The organism is Arthrobacter sp. Y3222053 (assembly GCF_059092805.1).
On the sequence record NZ_JBNHIA010000003.1, the window covers coordinates 424,331 to 444,010 of the forward strand.

The 19,680-nt window shown below is 69.0% G+C and carries 21 protein-coding genes; 4 read left to right on the top strand and 17 right to left on the bottom strand.

Annotation, left to right across the window (positions count from 1 at the left end):
- Window positions 1-171: 171 nt before the first annotated feature.
- The 12 genes from AC5RUW_RS10010 to AC5RUW_RS10065 form a co-directional block, all read right to left on the bottom strand.
- Window positions 172-1,227: a zinc-dependent alcohol dehydrogenase family protein gene (locus AC5RUW_RS10010; RefSeq protein ID WP_494160550.1), complete on the bottom strand. Its 1,056-nt coding sequence runs from the start codon at window positions 1,225-1,227 to the stop codon at window positions 172-174.
- A 179-nt stretch (window positions 1,228-1,406) separates the two neighbouring features.
- A complete protein-coding gene (locus tag AC5RUW_RS10015) occupies window positions 1,407-1,814 on the bottom strand; it encodes a YchJ family protein (RefSeq protein WP_494160551.1) in 408 nt (135 codons plus the stop codon).
- A 41-nt stretch (window positions 1,815-1,855) separates the two neighbouring features.
- Window positions 1,856-3,538, bottom strand: coding sequence for a serine/threonine-protein kinase (locus AC5RUW_RS10020; RefSeq protein WP_494160552.1), 1,683 nt, complete (start codon window positions 3,536-3,538; stop codon window positions 1,856-1,858).
- Complete coding sequence (locus AC5RUW_RS10025; protein ID WP_494160553.1) at window positions 3,430-4,740, bottom strand: Nramp family divalent metal transporter; 1,311 nt, start codon at window positions 4,738-4,740, stop codon at window positions 3,430-3,432. Before AC5RUW_RS10025 ends, AC5RUW_RS10020 begins: the two co-directional genes overlap by 109 nt.
- Window positions 4,741-4,949: 209 nt before the next feature.
- Window positions 4,950-5,402 (bottom strand): HhH-GDP family DNA glycosylase, encoded by a 453-nt coding sequence (locus AC5RUW_RS10030; protein WP_494160554.1) that lies wholly within the window; start codon window positions 5,400-5,402, stop codon window positions 4,950-4,952.
- Window positions 5,403-5,514: 112 nt separating this feature from the next.
- The gene (locus AC5RUW_RS10035; protein WP_494007793.1) at window positions 5,515-5,718 is read right to left on the bottom strand and encodes a cold-shock protein; all 204 of its coding nucleotides are present in this window, start codon (window positions 5,716-5,718) and stop codon (window positions 5,515-5,517) included.
- 363 nt (window positions 5,719-6,081) lie between these two features.
- Window positions 6,082-6,285 (bottom strand): cold-shock protein, encoded by a 204-nt coding sequence (locus AC5RUW_RS10040; RefSeq protein ID WP_494007794.1) that lies wholly within the window; start codon window positions 6,283-6,285, stop codon window positions 6,082-6,084.
- A 223-nt stretch (window positions 6,286-6,508) separates the two neighbouring features.
- Entirely contained in the window at window positions 6,509-7,054 is a 546-nt protein-coding gene (locus AC5RUW_RS10045) for a DUF421 domain-containing protein (protein ID WP_494160555.1), read from the bottom strand.
- A 143-nt stretch (window positions 7,055-7,197) separates the two neighbouring features.
- Complete coding sequence (locus AC5RUW_RS10050; RefSeq protein ID WP_494160556.1) at window positions 7,198-7,668, bottom strand: acyl-CoA thioesterase; 471 nt, start codon at window positions 7,666-7,668, stop codon at window positions 7,198-7,200.
- Window positions 7,669-7,780: 112 nt separating this feature from the next.
- Window positions 7,781-8,770 carry an LLM class flavin-dependent oxidoreductase gene (locus tag AC5RUW_RS10055; RefSeq protein WP_494160557.1) on the bottom strand — a complete coding sequence of 330 codons (990 nt, stop codon included), beginning with the start codon at window positions 8,768-8,770 and terminating at the stop codon, window positions 7,781-7,783.
- 147 nt (window positions 8,771-8,917) lie between these two features.
- Window positions 8,918-9,415 carry an SRPBCC family protein gene (locus tag AC5RUW_RS10060; RefSeq protein ID WP_494160558.1) on the bottom strand — a complete coding sequence of 166 codons (498 nt, stop codon included), beginning with the start codon at window positions 9,413-9,415 and terminating at the stop codon, window positions 8,918-8,920.
- Window positions 9,416-9,429: 14 nt separating this feature from the next.
- Entirely contained in the window at window positions 9,430-10,986 is a 1,557-nt protein-coding gene (locus AC5RUW_RS10065) for a DUF4389 domain-containing protein (RefSeq protein ID WP_494160559.1), read from the bottom strand.
- A 243-nt stretch (window positions 10,987-11,229) separates the two neighbouring features.
- Here AC5RUW_RS10065 and AC5RUW_RS10070 point away from each other — a divergent pair, with 243 nt between their 5' ends.
- Window positions 11,230-11,691, top strand: a complete 462-nt coding sequence (locus AC5RUW_RS10070; RefSeq protein WP_494160560.1) for a universal stress protein — start codon at window positions 11,230-11,232, stop codon at window positions 11,689-11,691.
- A gap of 9 nt (window positions 11,692-11,700) precedes the next feature.
- On the opposite strand, the gene AC5RUW_RS10075 is transcribed toward AC5RUW_RS10070, so the two are convergent.
- From AC5RUW_RS10075 to AC5RUW_RS10090, 4 genes are read right to left on the bottom strand one after another with little or no spacing between them, the layout of a single operon-like run.
- A complete protein-coding gene (locus AC5RUW_RS10075) occupies window positions 11,701-12,504 on the bottom strand; it encodes an ABC transporter permease (protein ID WP_494160561.1) in 804 nt (267 codons plus the stop codon).
- Window positions 12,505-12,506: 2 nt separating this feature from the next.
- The gene (locus AC5RUW_RS10080) at window positions 12,507-13,436 is read right to left on the bottom strand and encodes an ABC transporter permease (protein ID WP_494160562.1); all 930 of its coding nucleotides are present in this window, start codon (window positions 13,434-13,436) and stop codon (window positions 12,507-12,509) included.
- Window positions 13,436-14,581, bottom strand: coding sequence for an ABC transporter ATP-binding protein (locus AC5RUW_RS10085; protein ID WP_494160563.1), 1,146 nt, complete (start codon window positions 14,579-14,581; stop codon window positions 13,436-13,438). Before AC5RUW_RS10085 ends, AC5RUW_RS10080 begins: the two co-directional genes overlap by 1 nt.
- A complete protein-coding gene (locus tag AC5RUW_RS10090) occupies window positions 14,581-15,795 on the bottom strand; it encodes an ABC transporter substrate-binding protein (RefSeq protein WP_494160564.1) in 1,215 nt (404 codons plus the stop codon). Before AC5RUW_RS10090 ends, AC5RUW_RS10085 begins: the two co-directional genes overlap by 1 nt.
- 232 nt (window positions 15,796-16,027) lie before the next feature.
- Here AC5RUW_RS10090 and AC5RUW_RS10095 point away from each other — a divergent pair, with 232 nt between their 5' ends.
- From AC5RUW_RS10095 to AC5RUW_RS10105, 3 genes are read left to right on the top strand one after another with little or no spacing between them, the layout of a single operon-like run.
- Window positions 16,028-16,501, top strand: coding sequence for an Lrp/AsnC family transcriptional regulator (locus tag AC5RUW_RS10095; protein WP_494007805.1), 474 nt, complete (start codon window positions 16,028-16,030; stop codon window positions 16,499-16,501).
- Window positions 16,498-17,895, top strand: coding sequence for an aspartate aminotransferase family protein (locus tag AC5RUW_RS10100; RefSeq protein ID WP_494160565.1), 1,398 nt, complete (start codon window positions 16,498-16,500; stop codon window positions 17,893-17,895). Before AC5RUW_RS10095 ends, AC5RUW_RS10100 begins: the two co-directional genes overlap by 4 nt.
- Window positions 17,892-19,307 (top strand): NAD(P)/FAD-dependent oxidoreductase, encoded by a 1,416-nt coding sequence (locus AC5RUW_RS10105; RefSeq protein ID WP_494160566.1) that lies wholly within the window; start codon window positions 17,892-17,894, stop codon window positions 19,305-19,307. The genes AC5RUW_RS10100 and AC5RUW_RS10105 overlap by 4 nt, the downstream gene beginning before the upstream one ends.
- Before the next feature lie 57 nt (window positions 19,308-19,364).
- Here AC5RUW_RS10105 and AC5RUW_RS10110 read toward each other — a convergent pair whose 3' ends face one another.
- Entirely contained in the window at window positions 19,365-19,673 is a 309-nt protein-coding gene (locus tag AC5RUW_RS10110; RefSeq protein WP_494160567.1) for a cupin domain-containing protein, read from the bottom strand.
- Window positions 19,674-19,680: the final 7 nt, after the last annotated feature.

Consider the following 19,680-nt stretch of genomic DNA (forward strand, 5'->3'; position numbering starts at 1 on the left):
CCCACCCGGGGCCCGTCTCAGCAAACGGCCCGAGCATAAGTGAAAGCCCCGGGAGGGCTCGGAGGAAGGCGGCTTTAATATTCTTTGCGAGCCCTGCGAGCAAAGAATATCGTTGCCGCCGTTCCGAGCCCTCCCGCGGCGTCCCCGCCGCTAAGTGCGGGCCCGGCAGACCTACCCCTCCAAAATCACCTTCAGCGCCTTGGTCTCCGCCGCGTTTCCGAAGGTCTCATAGGCTTGCATGATGTCCTGCAGGGGGAAGCGGTGGCTGATGAACGGGTCCGCGTTCAGCTTCCCCTCCGCCACCAGCCGCAGCAGTGTGGCGAGGGTGTTGGTGTTCACCAGCCCGGTGCTGATGTTGATGTTCTGGATCCAGAGGTCCTGCATGTCGAGCGACACCGGAGAGCCGTGGACGCCGACGTTGGCCACGTTGCCGCCGGGGCGGACAATCTGCGTGCACATCTGCAGCGTCTGCGGGATGCCCACCGCCTCCACGGCGACGTCGACGCCCCATCCGTCGGTTTCGGCCAGGACCTGCTCGCGCCAGTTGGGACCGCCGGAGTTGACCCCGTGGGTGGCCCCGAATTTGCGGGCCTGCTCGATGCGGTTGTCATCCAGGTCCACGGCGATGACCTTGCTGGCGCCGTAGAGGCCTGCGGTGAGCATGACGGAGAGCCCGACCGGCCCGGCGCCTACCACGGCGACAACGTCGCCCGGCTTGACCTTCCCGTATTCGACGCCAATTTCGAAACCGGTGGGCAGGATGTCGCTGAGCAGGACCCCGTGCTCGCCTTTGACGTTCTCCGGCAGCGAATACATGGAGGTATCGGCGTAGGGAACGCGGACGTATTCGGCCTGGGTGCCGTCGATCAGGTGGCCGAAGATCCAGCCGATGCCGACCTGGCCTTCCTCGCCGAGGCAGTGCGAGTACAGGCCGTCCCGGCAGAAGGTGCACTGGGCGTCCGCGCACACGCAGGAGAGGATGACCTTGTCGCCGACCTTGAAGTTGGTGACAGAGTCGCCGAGCTCGGTGATGGTGCCCACGCCCTCATGTCCCAAAATGCGGCCGGGGGTCACCGCGGGCACGTCCCCTTTGAGGATGTGCAGGTCGGTGCCGCAGATGGTGGTGGTGTCGATGCGGACGATCGCGTCCCGCGGGTGCTGGAGGGTGGGATCCGGGACGTCCTTCCAGGACTTCTGGCCGGGACCTTCGTAAACGAGCGCTTTCATGGGAGTCCTTGTCTCGTTGCGGAATCCGACTCCGCCGGGGCTCCACCCGCGGCGCCGTCCGGGCGCCGGGATGGCGACGGCTGCCCGCCGGATGCGGGGCGACGTCGGCCTCATCCCAGCGTAGGGCGGGGCCGAGGGGACCGGAAGGGAAACCGCGGGCACTGCCAGCCCCGGGGCGGTTATCGTCCGTCGAGGTAGTACCAGCGTCCGTCGAGGCGGAGAAACCGGCTGTTTTCCTCCTGCACGCCCCGGCCCTCGGGAGCCCGCCAATAAGCCTTGAAGTGCACTGTTCCCTCCGTGTCCAGGGGCCCGCCGGCCGCAGTCCGAACAATGTCCAGCCGGCGCCACTCAAGGTCCGGATCCAGGTCCAGATCCCGGGGACGCGTGTCCGGGTGCCAGGTCTGCAGGAGGTAGGCGCTGTCGCCGAGGGCGAAGGCGCTGTACCGGGACCGCATCAGCGCCTCGGCCGTGGGAGCGGGTGCGCCGGCATGGAACCGGCCGCAGCAGGAGGGATAGTCCTCTCCGCTCAGGCAGGGGCAGCGGCGTGCATCCGTATGCGGTTCAGGGGGCAGGGCGGCATGGGTCACCCTTCCAGTATCCCCCGCGGGTCAGCGGCGCTGCCCGCGGCTCAGGGCGAGGCCGGCGGCCGGTCCAGGGAGCTGCCGGTCCAGCCGCTGCTGCCGGGCACCGGCTCTGCGTCCGCCGCCTGGCCGATCCGTCCGGAGGCCAGGATGACGGCCATGGTCAGCACCGTAACGGCCAGCAGGGCCAGCAGGGTGCGCCCGGCGGTGCGCCGTCCGGCAGGCACGGGCAGCGCCGCCGATGCGATGGACAGCCGGCCCGCCGGAAGCATGGCCCTGAAGGCAGCCGGGCCGGATCCCCGGCCGATGGCCCGGCCGGCGCCCGGCGCCCCGGCGGCCCCGGGAAGGCGGCCGATCGATGGAGGGGTGGGCGGCGGCGGGACGGCACGGCTGATCCCCTGCCTGATCCCGTCGGCTGTGGTCAGGGTGGGCAGCGGTACCAGCCCGGCGGCATCCACAGCCGCCTTACCGGCAGGCTCTTCCGCAGCCCGGCCAGCCCCGGGCGGCTCAGCGTTCGACGACGGGCCGGGCAGCGTTGTTGCCCGGGAGTCCGGGGGCTTGGCTTCCCCCCAGCGAAAGCCCAGCAGTTCGGCGGCCACCGCCCCTGCCTCAGGCCGCCGGGCAGGATCGCGGTCGGTCATGCTCGGGAGCAGGCGCCGCCAGGGCTCCGCCAGGCCCTCCGGAACGGCCGGATCCCGGCTGAGCCGGGCGACGGCGGATTCCACCGCACTGCCGCTGAACTCGACCCGACCGGTGAGGCACTCCAGCAGGACCAGCCCAAGGGAATACACGTCGCTGGCCGTCGTGGCGGAGGAGCCGGAGGCCTGTTCGGGGCTGAGGTAGTTCGCTGTGCCCAGGGTCGCTCCGGTGGCGGTCAGCCGGGCGCCGTCGATCATGCGGGCGATGCCGAAGTCAGTGAGCTGGGCACGCGGCGGCATGCCGGGGATCGTGGCGGGCAGCAGGATGTTCGCCGGCTTCACATCGCGGTGGATAACGCCGCGGGCATGAATGTACGCCAGGGCACCGGCGAGTTCCGCCCCCACGTGCGCGGCTTCGAAGGCCGTCATCGGCGGGCCCTCCCGCAGGCGCTTGCGCAGGTCCGGCCCGTCCACGAGCTCCATGACGAGGAAGGCCCGGGGTTCTCCGGCAGCCCCGTCATCACGGCCGGCGTCGTCCTTGCCTGCGTCGAACAGCGTCACCAGGCCGGGGTGGGAAAGCGAAGCCAGGAGCCGCATCTCCGTTTCCTGCCTGCCGACGTCGTCCGGATCGACGGCGCTTGCCCGGAACAGCTTGACCGCCACATGGCGTCCGAGGACTTCGTCCTGCCCCCGGAAGACGGTGGCCATGCCCCCGTGGCCAATGGGTTCGACGAGCCGGTAACGGCCTGCGATAAGCCTTGTCAGGCCATCTGCTGAGCTTGATTCCATAGCTGCAACCCTCTCTCGGCCCTTAAAGCGTAGCCGAGCAATTGAGCAGCGTAGATGGGCCGGAACCTCTTTTTTTTGCCCTGTTCCGCCCCCTCGTGCCGGGCCGTGTTCTGGGGTAAACTGCCCGGCCGCCGAACCCGGAAAGCCCCCTTCCACCGGCGGTGGAAGGGGGCTTTCCGGACAGCGTTCGAGAGCTACGAAACGGCGTCGAGGATGGCATCCACCACCTGGTAGACGCCCAGCACCACGAAGAGCGCGGCGGTCAAGCCCAGCGCGATGTTGGTGTGCAGCCGGTTGGCCCATTCCTTGGGAATCCGGCGGCCGTTGAGCAGGCCGATCAGGGTGACCGCCAGGAAGGGCATGAACAGCGAGCCGAGCACGCCGTAGATGAGGATCAGGGCGATCGGCTTGCCGAGGATGAACAGCAGCATGGGCGGGAAGGTGAGCCAGATCAGGTAGAACTTGAAGTACCGGCCGCCGACGCGGGTATCGGGGTGCCCGGATTCCTTGCCCCGCATGTTGCCCCAGAAATCTGCGAACATCAGCGAAACGCCGTTCCACACACCGATGATGGAGGAGAACGACGCGGCCCAGAAGCCGATCAGGAACCCGGTGCCGATGACTTCGCCGTAGCGTTCGTTGAGGACCTTGGAGAGGTCCAGCAGGCCTGCGTCACCGGCGCTCAGGGCCACTCCCGCGCTGCGGACAACCTCTGCGCCGACGATGAGCATCGCGATGACGAAGATGCCGGTCATGATGTAGGCCGCCGAGTTGTCGATGCGCATGACGCGCATCCACTTCGGCGTGTGCCAGCCCTTTTCGCGCAGCCAGTAGCCGTAGGCTGCCAGGGTGATCGTGCCGCCCACACCGCCGGCCAGCGCGAGGGTGTAGAAGACAGCGCCGTCGCCCGAGGGAATCATGGGCACCAGGCCGGTGAGCATCTCCGGAATGTTGGGCGCGGCGATCACCGCGAGGCCCACGACGGTGACGAACATCAGCCCGACGAGGACGGCGGTGATCTTCTCGAAGGTCGCGTAACGGCCGAACCAGACCATCAGGAAGCCGCCGAGGCCCATGAGGATGGCCCAGGCCCAAAGGGGCATGACCGGGAAGAGTGCGTGCAGGGGCAGCGCCGCGGAAGACATCGCCGTCGCGCCGTAGACGAAGCCCCAGATCATGATGTAGGGGCCGAAGTACCAGGTGGTCCAGCGGCCCAGTGAACGCCAGCCTTCGAAGATGGTGCGCCCGGTGGCGAGGCTGTAGCGGCCGGCGCCCTCCACCAGGATGATTTTCAGGATCACGCCGAGCACCACGGCCCAGAGCAGGCCGTAGCCGAACCGGGATCCGGCGACCAGGGTGGCGACCATGTCCGCCGCGCCGACGCCTGTCGCGGCCACGACGAGGCCGGGGCCGATGATCTTCCATTTAGCGGGCCGGCCGCCGTCGTTGTCGACCCGCTCGGCGGCCGCGGAGGGTCCGCCGGGGTAATTGCTGTCCACAGACACTGCAGAGTTCCTAACTCAATAAGGGTGCGTCCGGCGTACTCCTTTCGGCAGTGTGGCTGCCGTCACCGGACCGTATGCATTCTCTCACATGCATACATCGTCGCCGGTCCGGGCACGGGAGACCCTGTGGCAGGATGTGCCTGCCGATATCGGAGTCGACGTGCGGGGCCAAAGAGGTAGCAATTTTTCCGTGGACGGTGCCGTGTACGTCAGGCTGCCGGCATGGTGCCGTGCAGGGACGTCGGTATCCACTGCATGAAGATCCGGGCCGTGGTCGGCCCGACCCCGTCGAAGGCCAGCAGCCGGTGTTCCAGGTCCCCGGCGGAACCGGAGCTGCGCAGCATCGACTTGACGCTGCCGTACCGGCTGGCGACGGCGGCCATGGTCCGATGCAGTTCATCGTCCTCGAGCCACCGATAGTGCCGATATCCGCCTTCGACCAGCAGGCCGCTCAGGTCTTCCCGGCTGATGCCGGCGAATGCCTCGGGACTGGTCAGGCCGTGGTCGATGAGCACGTGGTACGTCCGCGCGGCTGTCGCCTGTTCGATGCGGTTGCCGAACAGCAGGCTGGCCAGGAACCAGCGGTAAAGCGCCTCGGGATCTCCGCCGGCGGTGTCGATGCCCAGGTCCGCGGGTGTCATGCGCTTCTTGGCCGTTGTCATTCCTTCACGGTACGTTCGGCCGGCTGAGGGCGACAGGTGCAGCGCCTGCCGGGGCAGGGAAAAGGCGGGGCACCGGCCCTTCGGCCGCCGCCCCGCCTCTGACAGTCCCTGCTCAGATGGCCTGGATGTTTACCGCCTGGGGGCCCTTGGGGCCCTGTTCGGTGTCGAAGGAGACCTTCTGGTTCTCCTCGAGGGACCGGTATCCGGTGGCGTTGATAGCGGAGTAGTGGGCGAAGACGTCGGCGCTGCCGTCGTCCGGCTCGATGAACCCGAAGCCCTTTTCAGCGTTGAACCATTTCACGGTGCCTGTTGCCATGTTCTTTTCATCCTTCTGTGCGAGCCCTCCGACCTTCGGAAGGCTCCCAAGCTGCTGCGGTTCCGCCGGCCATCCATATGAAAAAGCGGCTGCACCCGCTGCCGGGTATCGCCGCTGGAACTGCTTACATGCCGCGCAACAACTTGTCCGTGAGTCTACCGACGGGCCCCGGAGCGCAACACCCCCGCGGACGGTTTGCGCCGGTTGTTCGCAGATTGTCCTTCATCCGTTCATTTCCCGGCCGCCTCGGCCACGCCGGGGACGGCCCGGTCAATGAGGCACCGGCAGGACCCGGGACGGGCCGGCCCTTAAAACACGAAGGGCAGGACGCGAATGCGTCCTGCCCAACGGGTAAGCGGATGCTTACAGACCGGAGATGTTCACGGCCTGCGGGCCCTTGGGGCCCTGCTCGGTGTCGAAGGAGACCTTCTGGTTCTCTTCGAGGGAGCGGTAGCCATTGGAGTTGATGGCGGAGTAGTGGGCGAAGACGTCGGCGCTGCCGTCGTCGGGCTCGATGAAGCCGAAGCCCTTTTCAGCGTTGAACCACTTCACGGTACCTGTAGCCATTTTGTTCTTCTTTCTGCTCGAAACCGGCCCCGACCTTCGGGGCAGTCTCAGTCGCGGTGTCTCTTTGCCGCTTCTACAGAAAAAACGGCTTGCCCGGATGGGTTCGCCGCTTTGTAATACAAAATGCGCAACACAACAACTGCGTTCCACTATACACATGCAGCCGGGTTTCACCTAATCAGCGGGGCCCTGCGCTGTCCGCAGCGGGAGGAACCGCCGCTTTTCACCCCCGCCTGACCAGGTCCGACGGGATCAAATGGGCCATCGGGATGTCAGCAATGAGCGCCGGGTCCAGCAGCACGCCCCGGCGCAGGACGCTGACATCTCCCGTGGGCTCGATGATCACCGCGGCCACCTCGGACAAGTCCCGAATGCCCGCCTCCCGCAGTTTGGACATCAGCTCGACCCGCTGGACTCCGGCACGGGGCAGGTTTTCGTGCAGGATTTCCGCTCCGGCCATCAGCAGGATGGGGCGCACGGAGAGCATCGGGCCCCAGCGGGTGCAGCGCAGCGCATTCTCCAGGCGCATCATGCCGAACATCGTTGCCAGGCCGATGATGCCGGCTGCCAGCGACGGGGTGTACCCGAGCACGACGCGGCCCAGCACGGATCCGAGCGCGATGACGATGGCCGTGTCGAAGGTGGACCATCGGCCCAGCGCCCGCTGGCCCAGCACCCGGATCATCAGGTAGCAGGCCGTGTAGATGCCGACGGCGCTGATCACCACGAGCAGTGCGGCCAGCGGGGTAATGCCAAGGTTTTGCCACATGCTGTTCCTCCTAGCCGGCACCGGCGGACCAGGGACGCGGGAGGGCGGCCGGAGCAGGGTTGGAAGCGACCGGGCCAGGCCCTGATCGTAACGACGGGCGGCAGGGCGGCGGAAGGCGGCGGCGGGAAGGGACAGCGGAGCGGTCAGGGAAAGACCGCGGCGCCGAGGTAGGGGGCCACACGTTCCCGCTGTGCGGCGGTGAGGCGCTGCAGGACGCCGCTGCCTGCCTGGACAAAGGCCAGGGTGGTTTCCGCGCGGGCACAGACCAGCTCCGTCACCGGATCCCGGAGCAGGTAGGCGATGGTGAGGCTGGCCGGTTTCAGCGCGGCGATCCAGACATCGACCCGGGCCGGAATGTTCCGGTATTCCAGGGGCGCAGTGTATTTGACCCGGTGTTCGGCGACCAGGGCCTGCACGCCGTCGGGCACGTCGCTGAACAGCGCCGCAACCGGCTCCCTCCCGGGAGCGCCGGTTCCGCCCGGAGGCCCGAACGCATGGATCCGTGCCTCTTCGAGCAGGCGCAGCACCTCAACGTTGTTCACGTGGCCGTAGGCGTCCATATCGCCCCAGCGCATGGGTACGGAGCAGGTGATGACCTGCGGTTCTGTCGGCATGGCTTTGATTCTGGCACAGCAGCGCCCCGGGGCCGGAAAGGGAAACCCGGGCCCCGGGGCCGGAAAGGGAAACCCGGGCCCCGGGGCGCTGCCGAACCGCCATGCCGCCGGCTCAGGCGGCGGTGAGCTCCATGGCCTGTGCGAGCAGCTCATAGGAGCGAAGCCATGCCTGGTGGCTGGAGGCCTGGCTGGCAACGATCAGCTCGTCGGCCTGCGCGTGGCCGCTGAACCAGTCCAGATACTCCCGGACCTGGTCCGGAGTGCCGACGGCGGAGTACCGCACCATCTGTTCGATCTGCAGGCCGGCCGGGGACTTCAGGATCTGGTCCGCTTCCTCGTCGGTGAACGCCCGGTCCCGGCCCAGCAGCTGGGCCACCCGGCGGCGGCGCGTGTGCAGGAACTCGGCCTGGGCCTGCTCCTCGGTGTCCGCGGCGAGGACGTTCACGCCGGCGATCACGTAGGGCTCCTGCAGCTGCGCGCTGGGCTTGAAGTCCCGGCGGTAGAGGGCGACGGCGTCCTGCAGCGCCTGCGGGGCGAAGTGCGAGGCAAAGGAGTAGGGCAGTCCCAGTGCCGCCGCCAGGCGGGCGCCGAAGAGGGAGGAGCCGAGGATGTAGAGCGGCACATTGGTGCCCTTGCCGGGGGTGGCGTCGACGCCGGGGATCCGGGATTCACCGGTCAGGTACCCCTGCAGCTCCAGCACGTCCTGCGGGAAGGAGTCGGCGGACATCGGGTCCCGGCGCAGCGCCCGGAAGGTCTTCTGGTCGCTGCCCGGGGCCCGGCCGAGGCCGAGGTCGATGCGCCCGGGGTACAGCGTTTCCAGGGTGCCGAACTGCTCGGCGATGGTCAGCGGCGAGTGGTTGGGCAGCATCACGCCGCCGGCGCCCAGCCGGATCCGTTCGGTGTGCGCGGCGATGTGGCTGATCAGCACGCTGGTGGCGGAGGAGGCGATGGTCGGCATGTTGTGGTGCTCGGCGTACCAGATCCGCCGGTAGCCCAGCCGTTCGGCCAGCTGCGCCAGTTCAACACTGGCCTGGAAGGAATCACGGGCCGTCCTGCCCTCGTCAATGATGGCGAGATCGAGGATGGACAGGGGAACACTCATCTGCTGTGGCGGCCTTTCGTAGCGAAGCATCTGCGGCCGGTCGGGCCGCTGTGCCTTCTGCAACCACGCGTGCCCGGCACTTATTTCCCGTGGCCGTCCGCCGGCTGCAGGCGCCCGGCCCGGGCCGGGCTTCTCCTCCGGCGGCCCTCAGCCGCCCTCCCCCGCCTGCCGGGCCAGGTAGAGGGCGAGCCGGTCAAAGGCGTCCTGCCACCGGGCGGCGGTGTCATCCCGGGCGCTCCGGGAAGGAAAGGTGCCCTGCCGGAACTCCTGGCGGGTTCCGCCGTCGTGTGCCGTGAAGTCCACCTCCACCTGGCTCCGCGGGCCGGCCGGCCCGTCGTCGGCCTCCCAGAGCAGGCTGAAGGACAGGTGCGACGGCGGGCGCACCGCCCCGAACTCCCCGCTCCACCACAGTTCGGTGCCGGTCGCGGGGTCCACCATGCAGGCGCGGTAGCTGCCGCCGGGAACCGGGTGGAAGCCGGCCCGGTCCGCGGGAACGACGAACCCCTCCGGCGGCCACCAGCCGGCCAGGCCCTGCGCGCTGGTCCATGCGGCGTAGACGTCACCGGGCGATGCGGCGAGGGACCGGATGATCTCCAGGTCCAGGCCGCCGGGCTTCTGCCGCGGCTTTCCGCTCCGGTCGTCCATGTCGCCTCCTTTCCTTATGCCTCGGCCCGGCCCGGCGGTTCGACGTCGCCGGTGCCCGGTCCGGCCGGGACGGGGCGGGCCTGCGGTTCCTCCGGCCCCTGGTCCAGCCGGAAGGGAGGGTATTCGTCACGCAGCAGCAGCACGTAGGCGGCTACCCGGTAGATCCATCGGTTGATGCCGATGATCAGGTTGAACAGCTCATGCCGGTAGCGGCCGGTGATCAGCAGGATCACGGCGGCGATCAGGACGAGCAGGCCAAGCAGCGACCACCCCCAGTCCCCGGACCAGCCGCCCGGGCCTCGGCCCCAGCCCTCCCAGGCGTCCCCTCCGCGGTCCCCTCCGTTCCGCCAGCCGAACCCGGTGCCTCCGGTGAAGATGCCGATCACCAGCAGATGCGGAAGGGCGAGCAGCCACCATTTGACCAGGACCAGCCCCCGGGAGAGCCGTTCGGGCCGGGCCACGTCGAAGGACGCGGGGTAGTCGGCCGCGGCGAGGGTGAACGGCGGGTACCGGTCGGTGCCGAGGGCGGAGTAGCCGTAGAAGCCGACCCGCCAGGACCAGCGCAGGACTCCCACGGTGTACCAGAACCAGGACCGGGGATAGCGCCCGGTGAACAGGATGGCCACCCCGGCGGCCACGCTGGTGACCGCCAGCCCTACCCACAGCAGCGCCAGGATGAAGTAGTGGGGTATGGCCAGCAGCCATTTCACCAGCCACAGCCCGCGCGAGAGCCGGGCATCAAGGTATCCCGCCAGGCGGGCGGGATACGGCCATCCGGACCCGTCGGGGCCCGGGCCGCCGGAGCGGGCGGCACGCGCCGGGTCCACGTCGCGCCCCAGCCCGGCTGTTCCGAACAGCAGCAGCGGGAGACCGATGCCCAGGGCGATCAGTCCCCCGGTCAGCAGGCCGGACCCCAGCGGCCCGAGGAGGTCCGAGCGGCCCCCGACCTGAACATCCATCCAGACCGGCCGGCTGCCGTCGGCGTTCATCACCACGAGAGACCAGTCGCCCGGCTGCAGGTCCCAGGTCAGTTCCTGCTGCCCGGCACCCGAGCTGGAGACCACCCAGAAGTCCTGCTCCCCCGGAGGATCGGGAACCCGGCTGCCCTCGGTGACCACGTCATCGTCCTCCGACCACGGGTCATTCCAGTAAGGCCCCGGCTGCGGCCCGTCCGCGCGGCTGAAGGGCGTCGTCGCCACGCCCTGCAGGTAGTCGTCCACCGCGTCGGCGTCACCGATCCCGACGAAAACCTCCTGGCCGGGAATCACCGGCCGGGCCCGTACCTGCACTCCGGCCAGTTCCCCGGCGGGAACGGCCGACGTCGGACTGGACCCGAAGAGTACCGGCCCGCTGAGCAGGCCATAGCCGGTGCTTTCGTAGCGTTCCCGGGGGGCGGTGATGTAGGCGTTGTCCCCCTGGGCGGCGTTCCCGGCCAGCAGCGCGGCCCCGGCGGTGGCAACACCGGAGCCGGTGAGGACAAGGAGAACCCCAAGGACCAGCAGCACCCAGTGCCCCGGCTTCATCCGGGCAGGGGGGACATAGGCGGAAGCGGAAGCCGGGTATTCAGCCATGTCCTGTCCTTTCGACCGCGGACCGGGCCGTGCGCGACCAATCTAGTAACGGCGTCGGCCCGCCGGGAAGGGCTGCCGCCAATTACCGCCGAGGCGCGGGCATCGCGATGGTTGGCTGTTGCCGCCCCGGCTCGCCGCCGGTCTCTGGTCCGGCGGCCGGGCGCCGTGCTATGACGGCAGGCAGGGCAGAGATGCGGTCCCGGGCCAGCCGCCTTCAGGGGACGCCGACCGAAAGGAAGACCCATGAGCACTGATGCGCGCAGGGCGAAGGTCGTGGTCGGAGTGGACGGCTCCGACAACGCGGTGCACGCGCTTCGGATGGCACGACAGGCCGCCGAAGCGATGAACGCACGGGTGCAGGTGGTGATCGCCTGGCAGTACCCCGCCCTGCTCGGAGCCTACGACATGACCTGGGACCCGGAGGAAGCAGCCTGGGAGGCGGTGAAGCAGGCCGCGGACCAGGTCTGGCCGGAGGGCGCCCCCGAGGACCTGGAGCAGACCGTCGTCCGGGGCCAGGCGGCCCGGGCGCTGCTGGATGCGGGAAGGGACGCGGACCTGGTGGTGGTCGGTTCCCGCGGGCGCGGCGGGTTCGCCGGCCTGCTGCTGGGCTCGGTCAGCTCGGCGGTCGCGGCGCATGCCGGCACCTCCGTGCTGGTCACGCACCTCCCCGGCGACGCCGACCAGGCAGGCTCTGCGGAAGACTGAGGCCGCCCGCTACCGGGCGGCCAGCATCTTCCGCCGCCGGTGGGCGAGCAGCTGGCCGCCGATCACGATCAGCAGCGAGACGATGAACATGGCCGAACCGATCACGTTGGCCTGGGCCGGGATGCCGCGGGTGGCCGAGACGTAAATGAACTTGGGGAACGTGTCGACGTTGCCGGAGTTGAAGTTCGTGATGATGAAGTCGTCGAAGCTCATGGCGAAGGCGAGCAGCGCCGCGGCCGTGATGCCCGGCAGCAGCAGCGGGAAGGTCACCCGCCAGAAGGCCTGCAGCGGTGAGGCGTACAGATCCGCTGCGGCCTCCTCCAGCTTGGGATCCAGCCCGGCGACCCGTGCCTTGACGGTGACGACGACGAAGGAGATGCAGAACATGGTGTGGGCCAGGATCACCGTGCCCATGCCGAGCTGGGCTCCCACGTTGAGGAACTGGGCCAGCAAGGAGGCGCCCAGGACCACCTCCGGGGTGGCCAGCGGCAGGAAGATCAGCATGTTCGCGGTGGCGTTGAACCGGAACCGGTAGCGGACCAGGCCGATGGCGATCAGGGTACCGAGCACGGTGGCCAGGATAGTGGCCATGGCTCCGATCCGCAGGCTGTTGCCCAGTGCCTCGCAGACTGCCGGCGCCCCGCAGGGATTCGCCCAGTTGTCCAGGGTGAAACCGCGCCAGCTGAGGTTGGTCCGGCCGGCGTCGTTGAAGGAAAACGCAAAGACGTAGCCGATGGGCACCAGCAGGAAGAGGAAGGCCAGCGCTCCGAAGGCGGGGACCAGCCAGCGGCCGAACCGGGTTGCTCCTGCCATGGCTACATCAGCTCCTTGGTGCCGAACCGGCGGACGTAGAGGATCACCAGGGCCAGGATGGCCAGCATCAGGACGAAGGACAGGGCCGAGGCGCCCGGGTAGTCGACCACCCGGAAGAACCGCGAGTCGATCACCTGCCCGATCATGGTGGTGTTCTGGTTGTTGCCCAGCAGCGCGGCGTTAACGTAGTCGCCGGTGGCCGGGATGAAGGTCAGCAGGGTGCCGGCGGTGACGCCGGGCAACGACAGCGGCAGGGTGACCTTGCGGAACGTGGTGAACGGCGAGGCGTACAGGTCGCTGCCGGCCTCGATCAGCCGGGTGTCCAGCCGTTCCAGCGACGCGTAGATGGGCAGCGTCATGAACGGCAGGAAGTTGTAGGTCAGCCCGCACACCACGGCGAAGGCGGTGGCCGTGAGCCGTCCGTCCTCCGGCAGCAGGGACACCGCCCGCAGCACCCCGACCACCGGGCCCTCATCGGCCAGGATCTGCTTCCAGGCCTGCGTGCGCAGGATGAACGAGGTGAAGAACGGGGCGATGATCAGCACCAGCAGGATGCCCTTGAGCAGCCGCCGCTCGCGCAGCCGCACCGCCACCAGGTAAGCCATCGGATACCCGATCAGCAGCGCCGCGACGGTGGCGATCAGCGCGAACCCGAAGGAGCGGGCGATGGCGGGCCAGTAGTCGGTCAGCACGCGGAGGTAGTTGCCGAACTCCAACGCCGGAACGAACTGGCCGACGTCGGCGCCCTCGGGCTTGGTGTACAGCGAGGTGGCCAGCAGCGAGAACACCGGCAGCACGAAGAACAGCAGCATGAAGGCAAAGCCGGGCAGGATCAGCAGGTAGCCGACCCGGGAGCGGCGCTTGGCGGCGTCGTCCTCGGTGGCGCTGACCGGATTGGCGCTCTCCCGGGTGCGGCCGGTGAGCAGCGCCATCAGGCGTCTCCGTCCGTGGCTCCGGCCCGGGAATCCTCATCGCCGCGCAGCCCGAAGGCGTGTTCCGGATCCCAGGCCAGCTGCACCCGGTCTCCGTCGGCGAACAGCGTGCCGCCGTGGTTCTGCGCGAACACGCCCACGGTGCCGATGCCCTCGGCGTCCACCAGGTATTCGGTGCTGGCGCCGGTGAAGGAGACGTCGAGGACGACGCCGCGGATGCCCGGGCCCGCGGAGGCAGGCTCCATCCGCAGCTTTTCCGGACGGATGCCCACCAGCACCTGGCCGCTGTGGTCGGTGGCGCGGTCCCTGCGCAGGGCCACCGTGTTGCCGGCGATGTCCAGCTCCAGGTACTCCCCCGCCCCGCCGGTGACCCTGGCCTGCATGAGGTTGGACTTGCCCAGGAAGTTCGCGACGAAGGCCGTTCGCGGAAGTTCGTACAGTTCCTGCGGCGGGCCCATCTGCTCCACGCACCCGTTGTTCATCACGGCCACCGTGTCGGCCATGGTCATGGCCTCCTCCTGGTCATGCGTGACATGGACGAAGGTCAGGCCGACCTCGGTCTGGATTTTCTTCAGCTCCACCTGCATCTGCCGGCGCAGCTTCATGTCCAGGGCGCCCAGCGGCTCGTCCAGCAGCAGCACCGCGGGCCGGTTCACCACGGCCCTGGCCAGCGCCACGCGCTGCTGCTGGCCGCCGGAGAGCTGCGCCGGACGGCGGGCGCCGAGGTGCCCGAGCTCGACGAGGTCCAGGGCGGCACGGGCCTGCGCCTCGGCGTCGCGGACCTTGCGCCGCTTCAGCCCGAACGCCACGTTCTCCAGCACGCTCATGTGCGGGAACAGGGCGTAGTTCTGGAACACCGTGTTCACCGGCCGCTGGTGCGGGGCGGTGCCGGTGATGTCCTTCCCGCCGATGCTGAGCGTGCCCGACGTCGGGGCCTCCAGGCCTGCGACCATCCGCAGGGTGGTGGTCTTGCCGCAGCCGGAGGGGCCCAGGAGGGCGAAGAAGGAACCGGAGGGAATGACCAGGTCGAGGTTGTCGACGGCGGTGAAGTCGCCGAACCGCTTGGTGACGCCCGAGAGCACCAGGTCCGCACCCGCGGACCCGAATGCCGCCCCGGGATCCCGGGTGATGGCCGCGGTGCTCATCAGTTGCCGATCGCGGTCTGGAAGCGGTCGCTGAAGTCGGTTTCCTCGTCCGGCGTCAGGGTGCGCACCACGTGCGCCTTGGCCAGGAACTCCTCGTCGGGGAAGATCAGCGGGTTGTCCACGAGCTCGGGATCGATGTCGGCCATCGCCTCCCGCGCCCCCTCCACCGGGCAGACATAGTTGACGTAGGCGGCCACAGTGGCGGCGTTGACCGGGTCGAAGTAGTAGTCCATCAGCTTCTCGGCGTTGGCCTTGTGCCGGGCGCCGACCGGAACCATCAGGTTGTCGGACCACAGCGTGCCGCCGGCCTCGGGGAGGGCGAACTCCCACTTGTCGCCTTCCTCGAAGTTCAGCTGCGTGATGTCTCCGGACCAGCCGATCACCGCCAGTGCGTCGCCCGAGATCAGGTCCTCCTTGTAGGAGTTGCCCTTGACCTGGCGGATCTGCCCGTTGGCGATCTGTTCCTGCAGGACGTCCAGGGCGTTGTCGAACTCCGTGCCGCCCCACTTCCCTGTGACGTCGACGCCGTTGTCGAGCATCAGCAGGCCCATGGTGTCGCGCATTTCGTCGAGCACCTCCACCCTGCCCTTGAGCTCGGGCTGCCAGAGATCGGAGACGGTGCGCAGGCCTTTGGGGAACGCCTCCTTGTTCCACGCAATGCCGGCGAAGCCGGTCTGCCAGGTCAGGGAGTGCTTCCGCCCGGGATCGAAGTCCACGTTCTTCAGGCTGGAGAGCAGGTTGGCCGAGTTCGGAATGTTGGCCGTGTCCAGTTCCTGGGTATAGCCGAGCCGGATCATCCGCGCCGCCATCCAGTCGGTGAGGGTGATGATGTCCTGACCGATGTCCTGCCCGTTGGCCAGCTGCCCCTGGACTTTTCCGAAATACGTGTCGTTGCCGTCAATATCCTCGGAATACGTGACCTCGATACCGGTCTTTTCCGTAAAGGCATCCAGCGACGGGTAGGTGGCCGCGGCGTCGTCGTAGTCCAGGTAGAGGGTCCAGTTGGCCCAGCTGACCGTCTTTTCCGAAGCCGAGAGGTCTTCCGCCGCCCCCGTGGAGGTGGCGCCCGAGGTGCCGGTGCCCCCGGTTCCGCAGGCGGACAGGAAGGCTGCCAGCCCGAGGCCGCCGGCACCGGCCAGCAGCCCGCGGCGGGACATGCGGGCGGAGACCAGCCGCCGCATCATGGGATCGAGCGGGACGGGGCGACGGCTCATCGGAGGCTCCTTGCGTGCTGGGGAAAGGAAGTGATTGCCGTTGATATTGCCAGCCTTTGACGGACCCGGACAAGGTTTTCGTTGTAAATCTTTTGTTACGCAACGGTCCCATTGTTTCCGGTGCAATAACGCAACGGAATCCGCTCCGAGAAGCCTTGCCTTCCACGGAATTAGCGGTTTGAATGACTGAACCAGCAGCCCCTGAGGGGCGGCCCGACCTCGGAGGTGGCAGGTGATCCCGGAGCCCGGATCCGCAGCAGCGCCTGCGGTGGACGATGTCTCCAAGGCGATCATCGAACAGCTCCAGGCGGACGGGCGGCGGTCCTACGCCGCCATTGGCAAGGCCGTGGGCCTCTCCGAGGCGGCGGTCCGGCAGCGGGTGCAGAAGCTCACCGACTCCGGGATCGTGCAGATCGTGGCGGTGACCGATCCGCTGCAGCTCGGCTTTCCCCGGCAGGCGATGCTGGGCATCCGCGCAACCGGGGACGTGCGGGCCGCCGCCGACGAGGTGGCTGCCCTGGGCCAGGTCGACTACTGCGTGGTCACCGCCGGCTCCTTCGACATCCTTGCCGAGGTGGTCTGCGAGAACGACGACGACCTGCTGGGACTGGTGGACCGGATCCGGGCCCTGCCCGGCATCCAGGCCACCGAAACATTCATGTATCTCTCCCTGCGGAAGCAGGCCTACAACTGGGGCACACGATGACCGATACCTCCACCGGCAGCATCACGGCGCGCGGAACGGACCGCCAGCAGGCGGCCCGGGACCACCTGTGGATGCACATGGCCCGGCACTCCCACCTGGCCTCGGGCGGCACCGTGCCGGTGATCACCCGGGGCGAGGGGCACATGATCTACGACGACCGGGGCCGGGGCTACATCGACGGCCTGGCCGGGCTGTTCACGGTGCAGGTCGGCCACGGCCGCGAGGAACTGGCCGATGCCGCCGCCCGGCAGGCCCGCGAGCTGGCGTTCATGCCGCTGTGGTCCTACGCCCACCCCCAGGCCATCGACCTGGCCGAACGGCTCGCCGCCCATGCCCCCGGCGACCTGAACCGGGTCTTCTTCACCACCGGCGGCGGCGAAGCGGTGGAGTCCGCGTGGAAGCTGGCCAAGCAGTACTTCAAGCTGCAGGGCAAGCCGGGCAAGACCAAGGTCATTTCCCGCTCGGTGGCCTACCACGGCACACCGCAGGGCGCGCTGTCCATCACCGGCATTCCCGACATGAAGGCACCGTTCGAGCCGCTCGTGCCCGGGGCGTTCCGGGTGCCGAACACCAACCAGTACCGGGCGCCCGTGGGCCTGGAGGATCCGAAGGCATTCGGCCGGTGGGCGGCGGACCGGATCGGTGAGGCCATCGAGTTCGAAGGTCCGGACACCGTGGCCGCGGTGTTCCTGGAGCCGGTGCAGAACTCCGGCGGCTGCTTCCCCCCGCCGCCCGGCTACTTCGAGCGGGTCCGCGAGATCTGCGACGAATACGACGTGCTGCTGGTCTCCGACGAGGTCATCTGCGCGTTCGGCCGGATCGAGTCCATGTTCGCCTGCACCGACTTCGGCTACCAGCCGGACATCATTACCTGCGCCAAGGGCATGACCAGCGGCTACTCCCCGATCGGCGCGATGATTGCCTCGGACCGGCTGTTCGAGCCGTTCCGGCACGGCGACACCACCTTCTACCACGGCTACACCTTCGGCGGGCACCCGGTCTCCGCCGCCGTCGCCATGGCCAACCTGGACATCTTCGAACGGGAGGGCCTCAACGCCCGGGTCGCCGAGAACGCACCCGCGTTCCGCGCCACCCTGGAGAAACTGCTGGACCTGCCGATCGTCGGCGATGTCCGCGGCGAGGGCTACTTCTACGGCATCGAGCTGGTCAAGGACAAGGCCACCAAGGAGACCTTCAACGACGAGGAATCGGAGCGGCTGCTGCGCGGCTATCTCTCCACCGCGCTGTACGACGCCGGCCTGTACTGCCGGGCCGATGACCGCGGCGACCCCGTGATCCAGCTGGCGCCGCCGCTGACCGTCGGCCAGCCGGAGTTCGACCAGATCGAGTCCATCCTGCGGTCGGTGCTCACCGACGGGCTGAACCACCTTTGAGCGGCTCCGCCTCGGCCGGACCGCAGCCGGCCAACGGAGCGGTGTCCTTCTGGTACGCCGGGCAGGGCCTGCCCGCCCCGCGGCCGCCGCTGGCGGGAGACGCCGACGTCGACGTCGCGGTTATCGGCGCCGGCTACACCGGCCTGTGGACGGCGTACTACCTCAAGCGGGCCCGCCCGGACCTGGAGATCACCGTGCTCGAGCGCCGGTTCGCCGGATACGGCGCCTCGGGCCGGAACGGCGGCTGGCTGACCAACACCATGACCGGCGGCCGGGACAAGTACGTGCTCAGCCACGGCCGGGACCTGGTCGCCCGGTTCCAGCTGCTGCTGAACGAAACGGTCGACGAGGTGATCACCGTTGCCCGGGCGGAGGGGATCGACGCCGACATCGTCAAGGGCGGCGAACTGAACGTGGCACTGAACCCGGCTCAGCTGCACCGGCTGCAGGCCTGGGCGCAGTCGGAGGAACAGTGGCCCGGGTCCGGGGCACGGCTGCTCGACGCCGCCGGGACGGCGGAGCGGGTACGGATCGCCGGGGCGCTGGGCGGGCTGCACCAGCCGCACTGCGCCCGGATCCAGCCGGCCAAGCTGGTGCGCGGGCTCGCCGACGCCGTCGAGGCCCTCGGAGTGCGAATCTGCGAGCAGACGCCGGTCACCGAGATCCGCCCCGCCGCCGACGGCAGGCCCGCGGCCGCGGTCACGCCCCGCGGCACAGTGCGGGCCCGCTTCGTGCTGCGGGCCACGGAGGGCTTCACGGCGGGGTTCCGCGCCACGCACCGCGACTGGCTGCCGATGAACTCCTCCATGATCGTCACGGAGCCGCTTTCCGACGCCGCCTGGGAGCGGATCGGCTGGGAGCACATGGACACGGTCGGCGACCTGGCCCATGCCTACATGTACGCGCAGCGGACGGCGGACGGGCGCATCGCGCTGGGCGGGCGGGGCGTGCCGTACCGGTTCGGTTCCCGGACCGACGCCGACGGCGCGACCCAGCCGGGCACGGTCCGCTCGCTGGCGGCGCTGCTCCGGTCGATGTTTCCTGCTGCGGGCGGGGCACGGATTGAACACGCCTGGGCCGGGGTGCTCGGCGTTCCGCGGGACTGGCGGGCCAGTGTGGGCCTCGATGCGCGCAGCGGCATGGGCTGGGCCGGCGGCTACGTGGGCACCGGCGTGGCGGCGTCGAACCTGGCCGGCCGCACCCTGCGGGACCTGGTGCTCGGCGCGGACAGCGAGCTGGCCGCCATGCCCTGGGTCAACCGGAAGGTGCGGCGCTGGGAACCGGAGCCGCTGCGTTGGCTGGGCGTGCACGCCATGTACCGCGCCTACCATGCCGCGGACCGGGCCGAGCGCGACGGGCGGGCGGACACCTCACCGATCGCGCGGGCAGCGGACCTCGTGTCGGGACGCTAAGAGTCCGCGACAAACGGAGGGACGGGCCGGGCGCGCGGCGCCCGCCCGTCCCGGCGCTCAGCCCTGCGGCTTGAGTTCGATCTCGACGAACGCGAACTCGGTGTCGGTCTTGTTGATGACGTTGTGCTCGGCGCCGGCGGGGCGGGCGTAGGAGGCGCCGACCACCAGGTCGTTGGTGGCCTGGCCGTCCGGGGTCTCGTAGCTCATGTGTCCGGCGACGGTGGGAACCACCACGTAGTCCATCTCATGCCGGTGCCAGCCGGTCTCGGTGCCCGGAGGGAACCGCCACTCGGTCACCCGGACGTGGTCATTGTCGATCTGCACGGTGGCCACGGCCTGGCCGTAAACCGAGGTGGTGGAAGTCATGGCAGAA

What these genes read in the sequence shown, in the direction of transcription:
- AC5RUW_RS10010 (WP_494160550.1), bottom strand. Translation starts at nt 1,227, where the DNA reads ATGAAAGCGCTCGTTTACGAAGGTCCCGGCCAGAAGTCCTGGAAGGAC.
- AC5RUW_RS10020 (WP_494160552.1), bottom strand. Translation starts at nt 3,538, where the DNA reads ATGGGCCAACCGGCTGCACACCAACATCGCGCTGGGCTTGACCGCCGC.
- AC5RUW_RS10030 (WP_494160554.1), bottom strand. Translation starts at nt 5,402, where the DNA reads ATGACAACGGCCAAGAAGCGCATGACACCCGCGGACCTGGGCATCGAC.
- AC5RUW_RS10035 (WP_494007793.1), bottom strand. Translation starts at nt 5,718, where the DNA reads ATGGCAACAGGCACCGTGAAATGGTTCAACGCTGAAAAGGGCTTCGGG.
- AC5RUW_RS10040 (WP_494007794.1), bottom strand. Translation starts at nt 6,285, where the DNA reads ATGGCTACAGGTACCGTGAAGTGGTTCAACGCTGAAAAGGGCTTCGGC.
- AC5RUW_RS10045 (WP_494160555.1), bottom strand. Translation starts at nt 7,054, where the DNA reads ATGTGGCAAAACCTTGGCATTACCCCGCTGGCCGCACTGCTCGTGGTG.
- AC5RUW_RS10050 (WP_494160556.1), bottom strand. Translation starts at nt 7,668, where the DNA reads ATGCCGACAGAACCGCAGGTCATCACCTGCTCCGTACCCATGCGCTGG.
- AC5RUW_RS10055 (WP_494160557.1), bottom strand. Translation starts at nt 8,770, where the DNA reads ATGAGTGTTCCCCTGTCCATCCTCGATCTCGCCATCATTGACGAGGGC.
- AC5RUW_RS10060 (WP_494160558.1), bottom strand. Translation starts at nt 9,415, where the DNA reads ATGGACGACCGGAGCGGAAAGCCGCGGCAGAAGCCCGGCGGCCTGGAC.
- AC5RUW_RS10065 (WP_494160559.1), bottom strand. Translation starts at nt 10,986, where the DNA reads ATGGCTGAATACCCGGCTTCCGCTTCCGCCTATGTCCCCCCTGCCCGG.
- AC5RUW_RS10070 (WP_494160560.1), top strand. Translation starts at nt 11,230, where the DNA reads ATGAGCACTGATGCGCGCAGGGCGAAGGTCGTGGTCGGAGTGGACGGC.
- AC5RUW_RS10075 (WP_494160561.1), bottom strand. Translation starts at nt 12,504, where the DNA reads ATGGCAGGAGCAACCCGGTTCGGCCGCTGGCTGGTCCCCGCCTTCGGA.
- AC5RUW_RS10080 (WP_494160562.1), bottom strand. Translation starts at nt 13,436, where the DNA reads ATGGCGCTGCTCACCGGCCGCACCCGGGAGAGCGCCAATCCGGTCAGC.
- AC5RUW_RS10085 (WP_494160563.1), bottom strand. Translation starts at nt 14,581, where the DNA reads ATGAGCACCGCGGCCATCACCCGGGATCCCGGGGCGGCATTCGGGTCC.
- AC5RUW_RS10090 (WP_494160564.1), bottom strand. Translation starts at nt 15,795, where the DNA reads ATGAGCCGTCGCCCCGTCCCGCTCGATCCCATGATGCGGCGGCTGGTC.
- AC5RUW_RS10100 (WP_494160565.1), top strand. Translation starts at nt 16,498, where the DNA reads ATGACCGATACCTCCACCGGCAGCATCACGGCGCGCGGAACGGACCGC.
- AC5RUW_RS10110 (WP_494160567.1), bottom strand. Translation starts at nt 19,673, where the DNA reads ATGACTTCCACCACCTCGGTTTACGGCCAGGCCGTGGCCACCGTGCAG.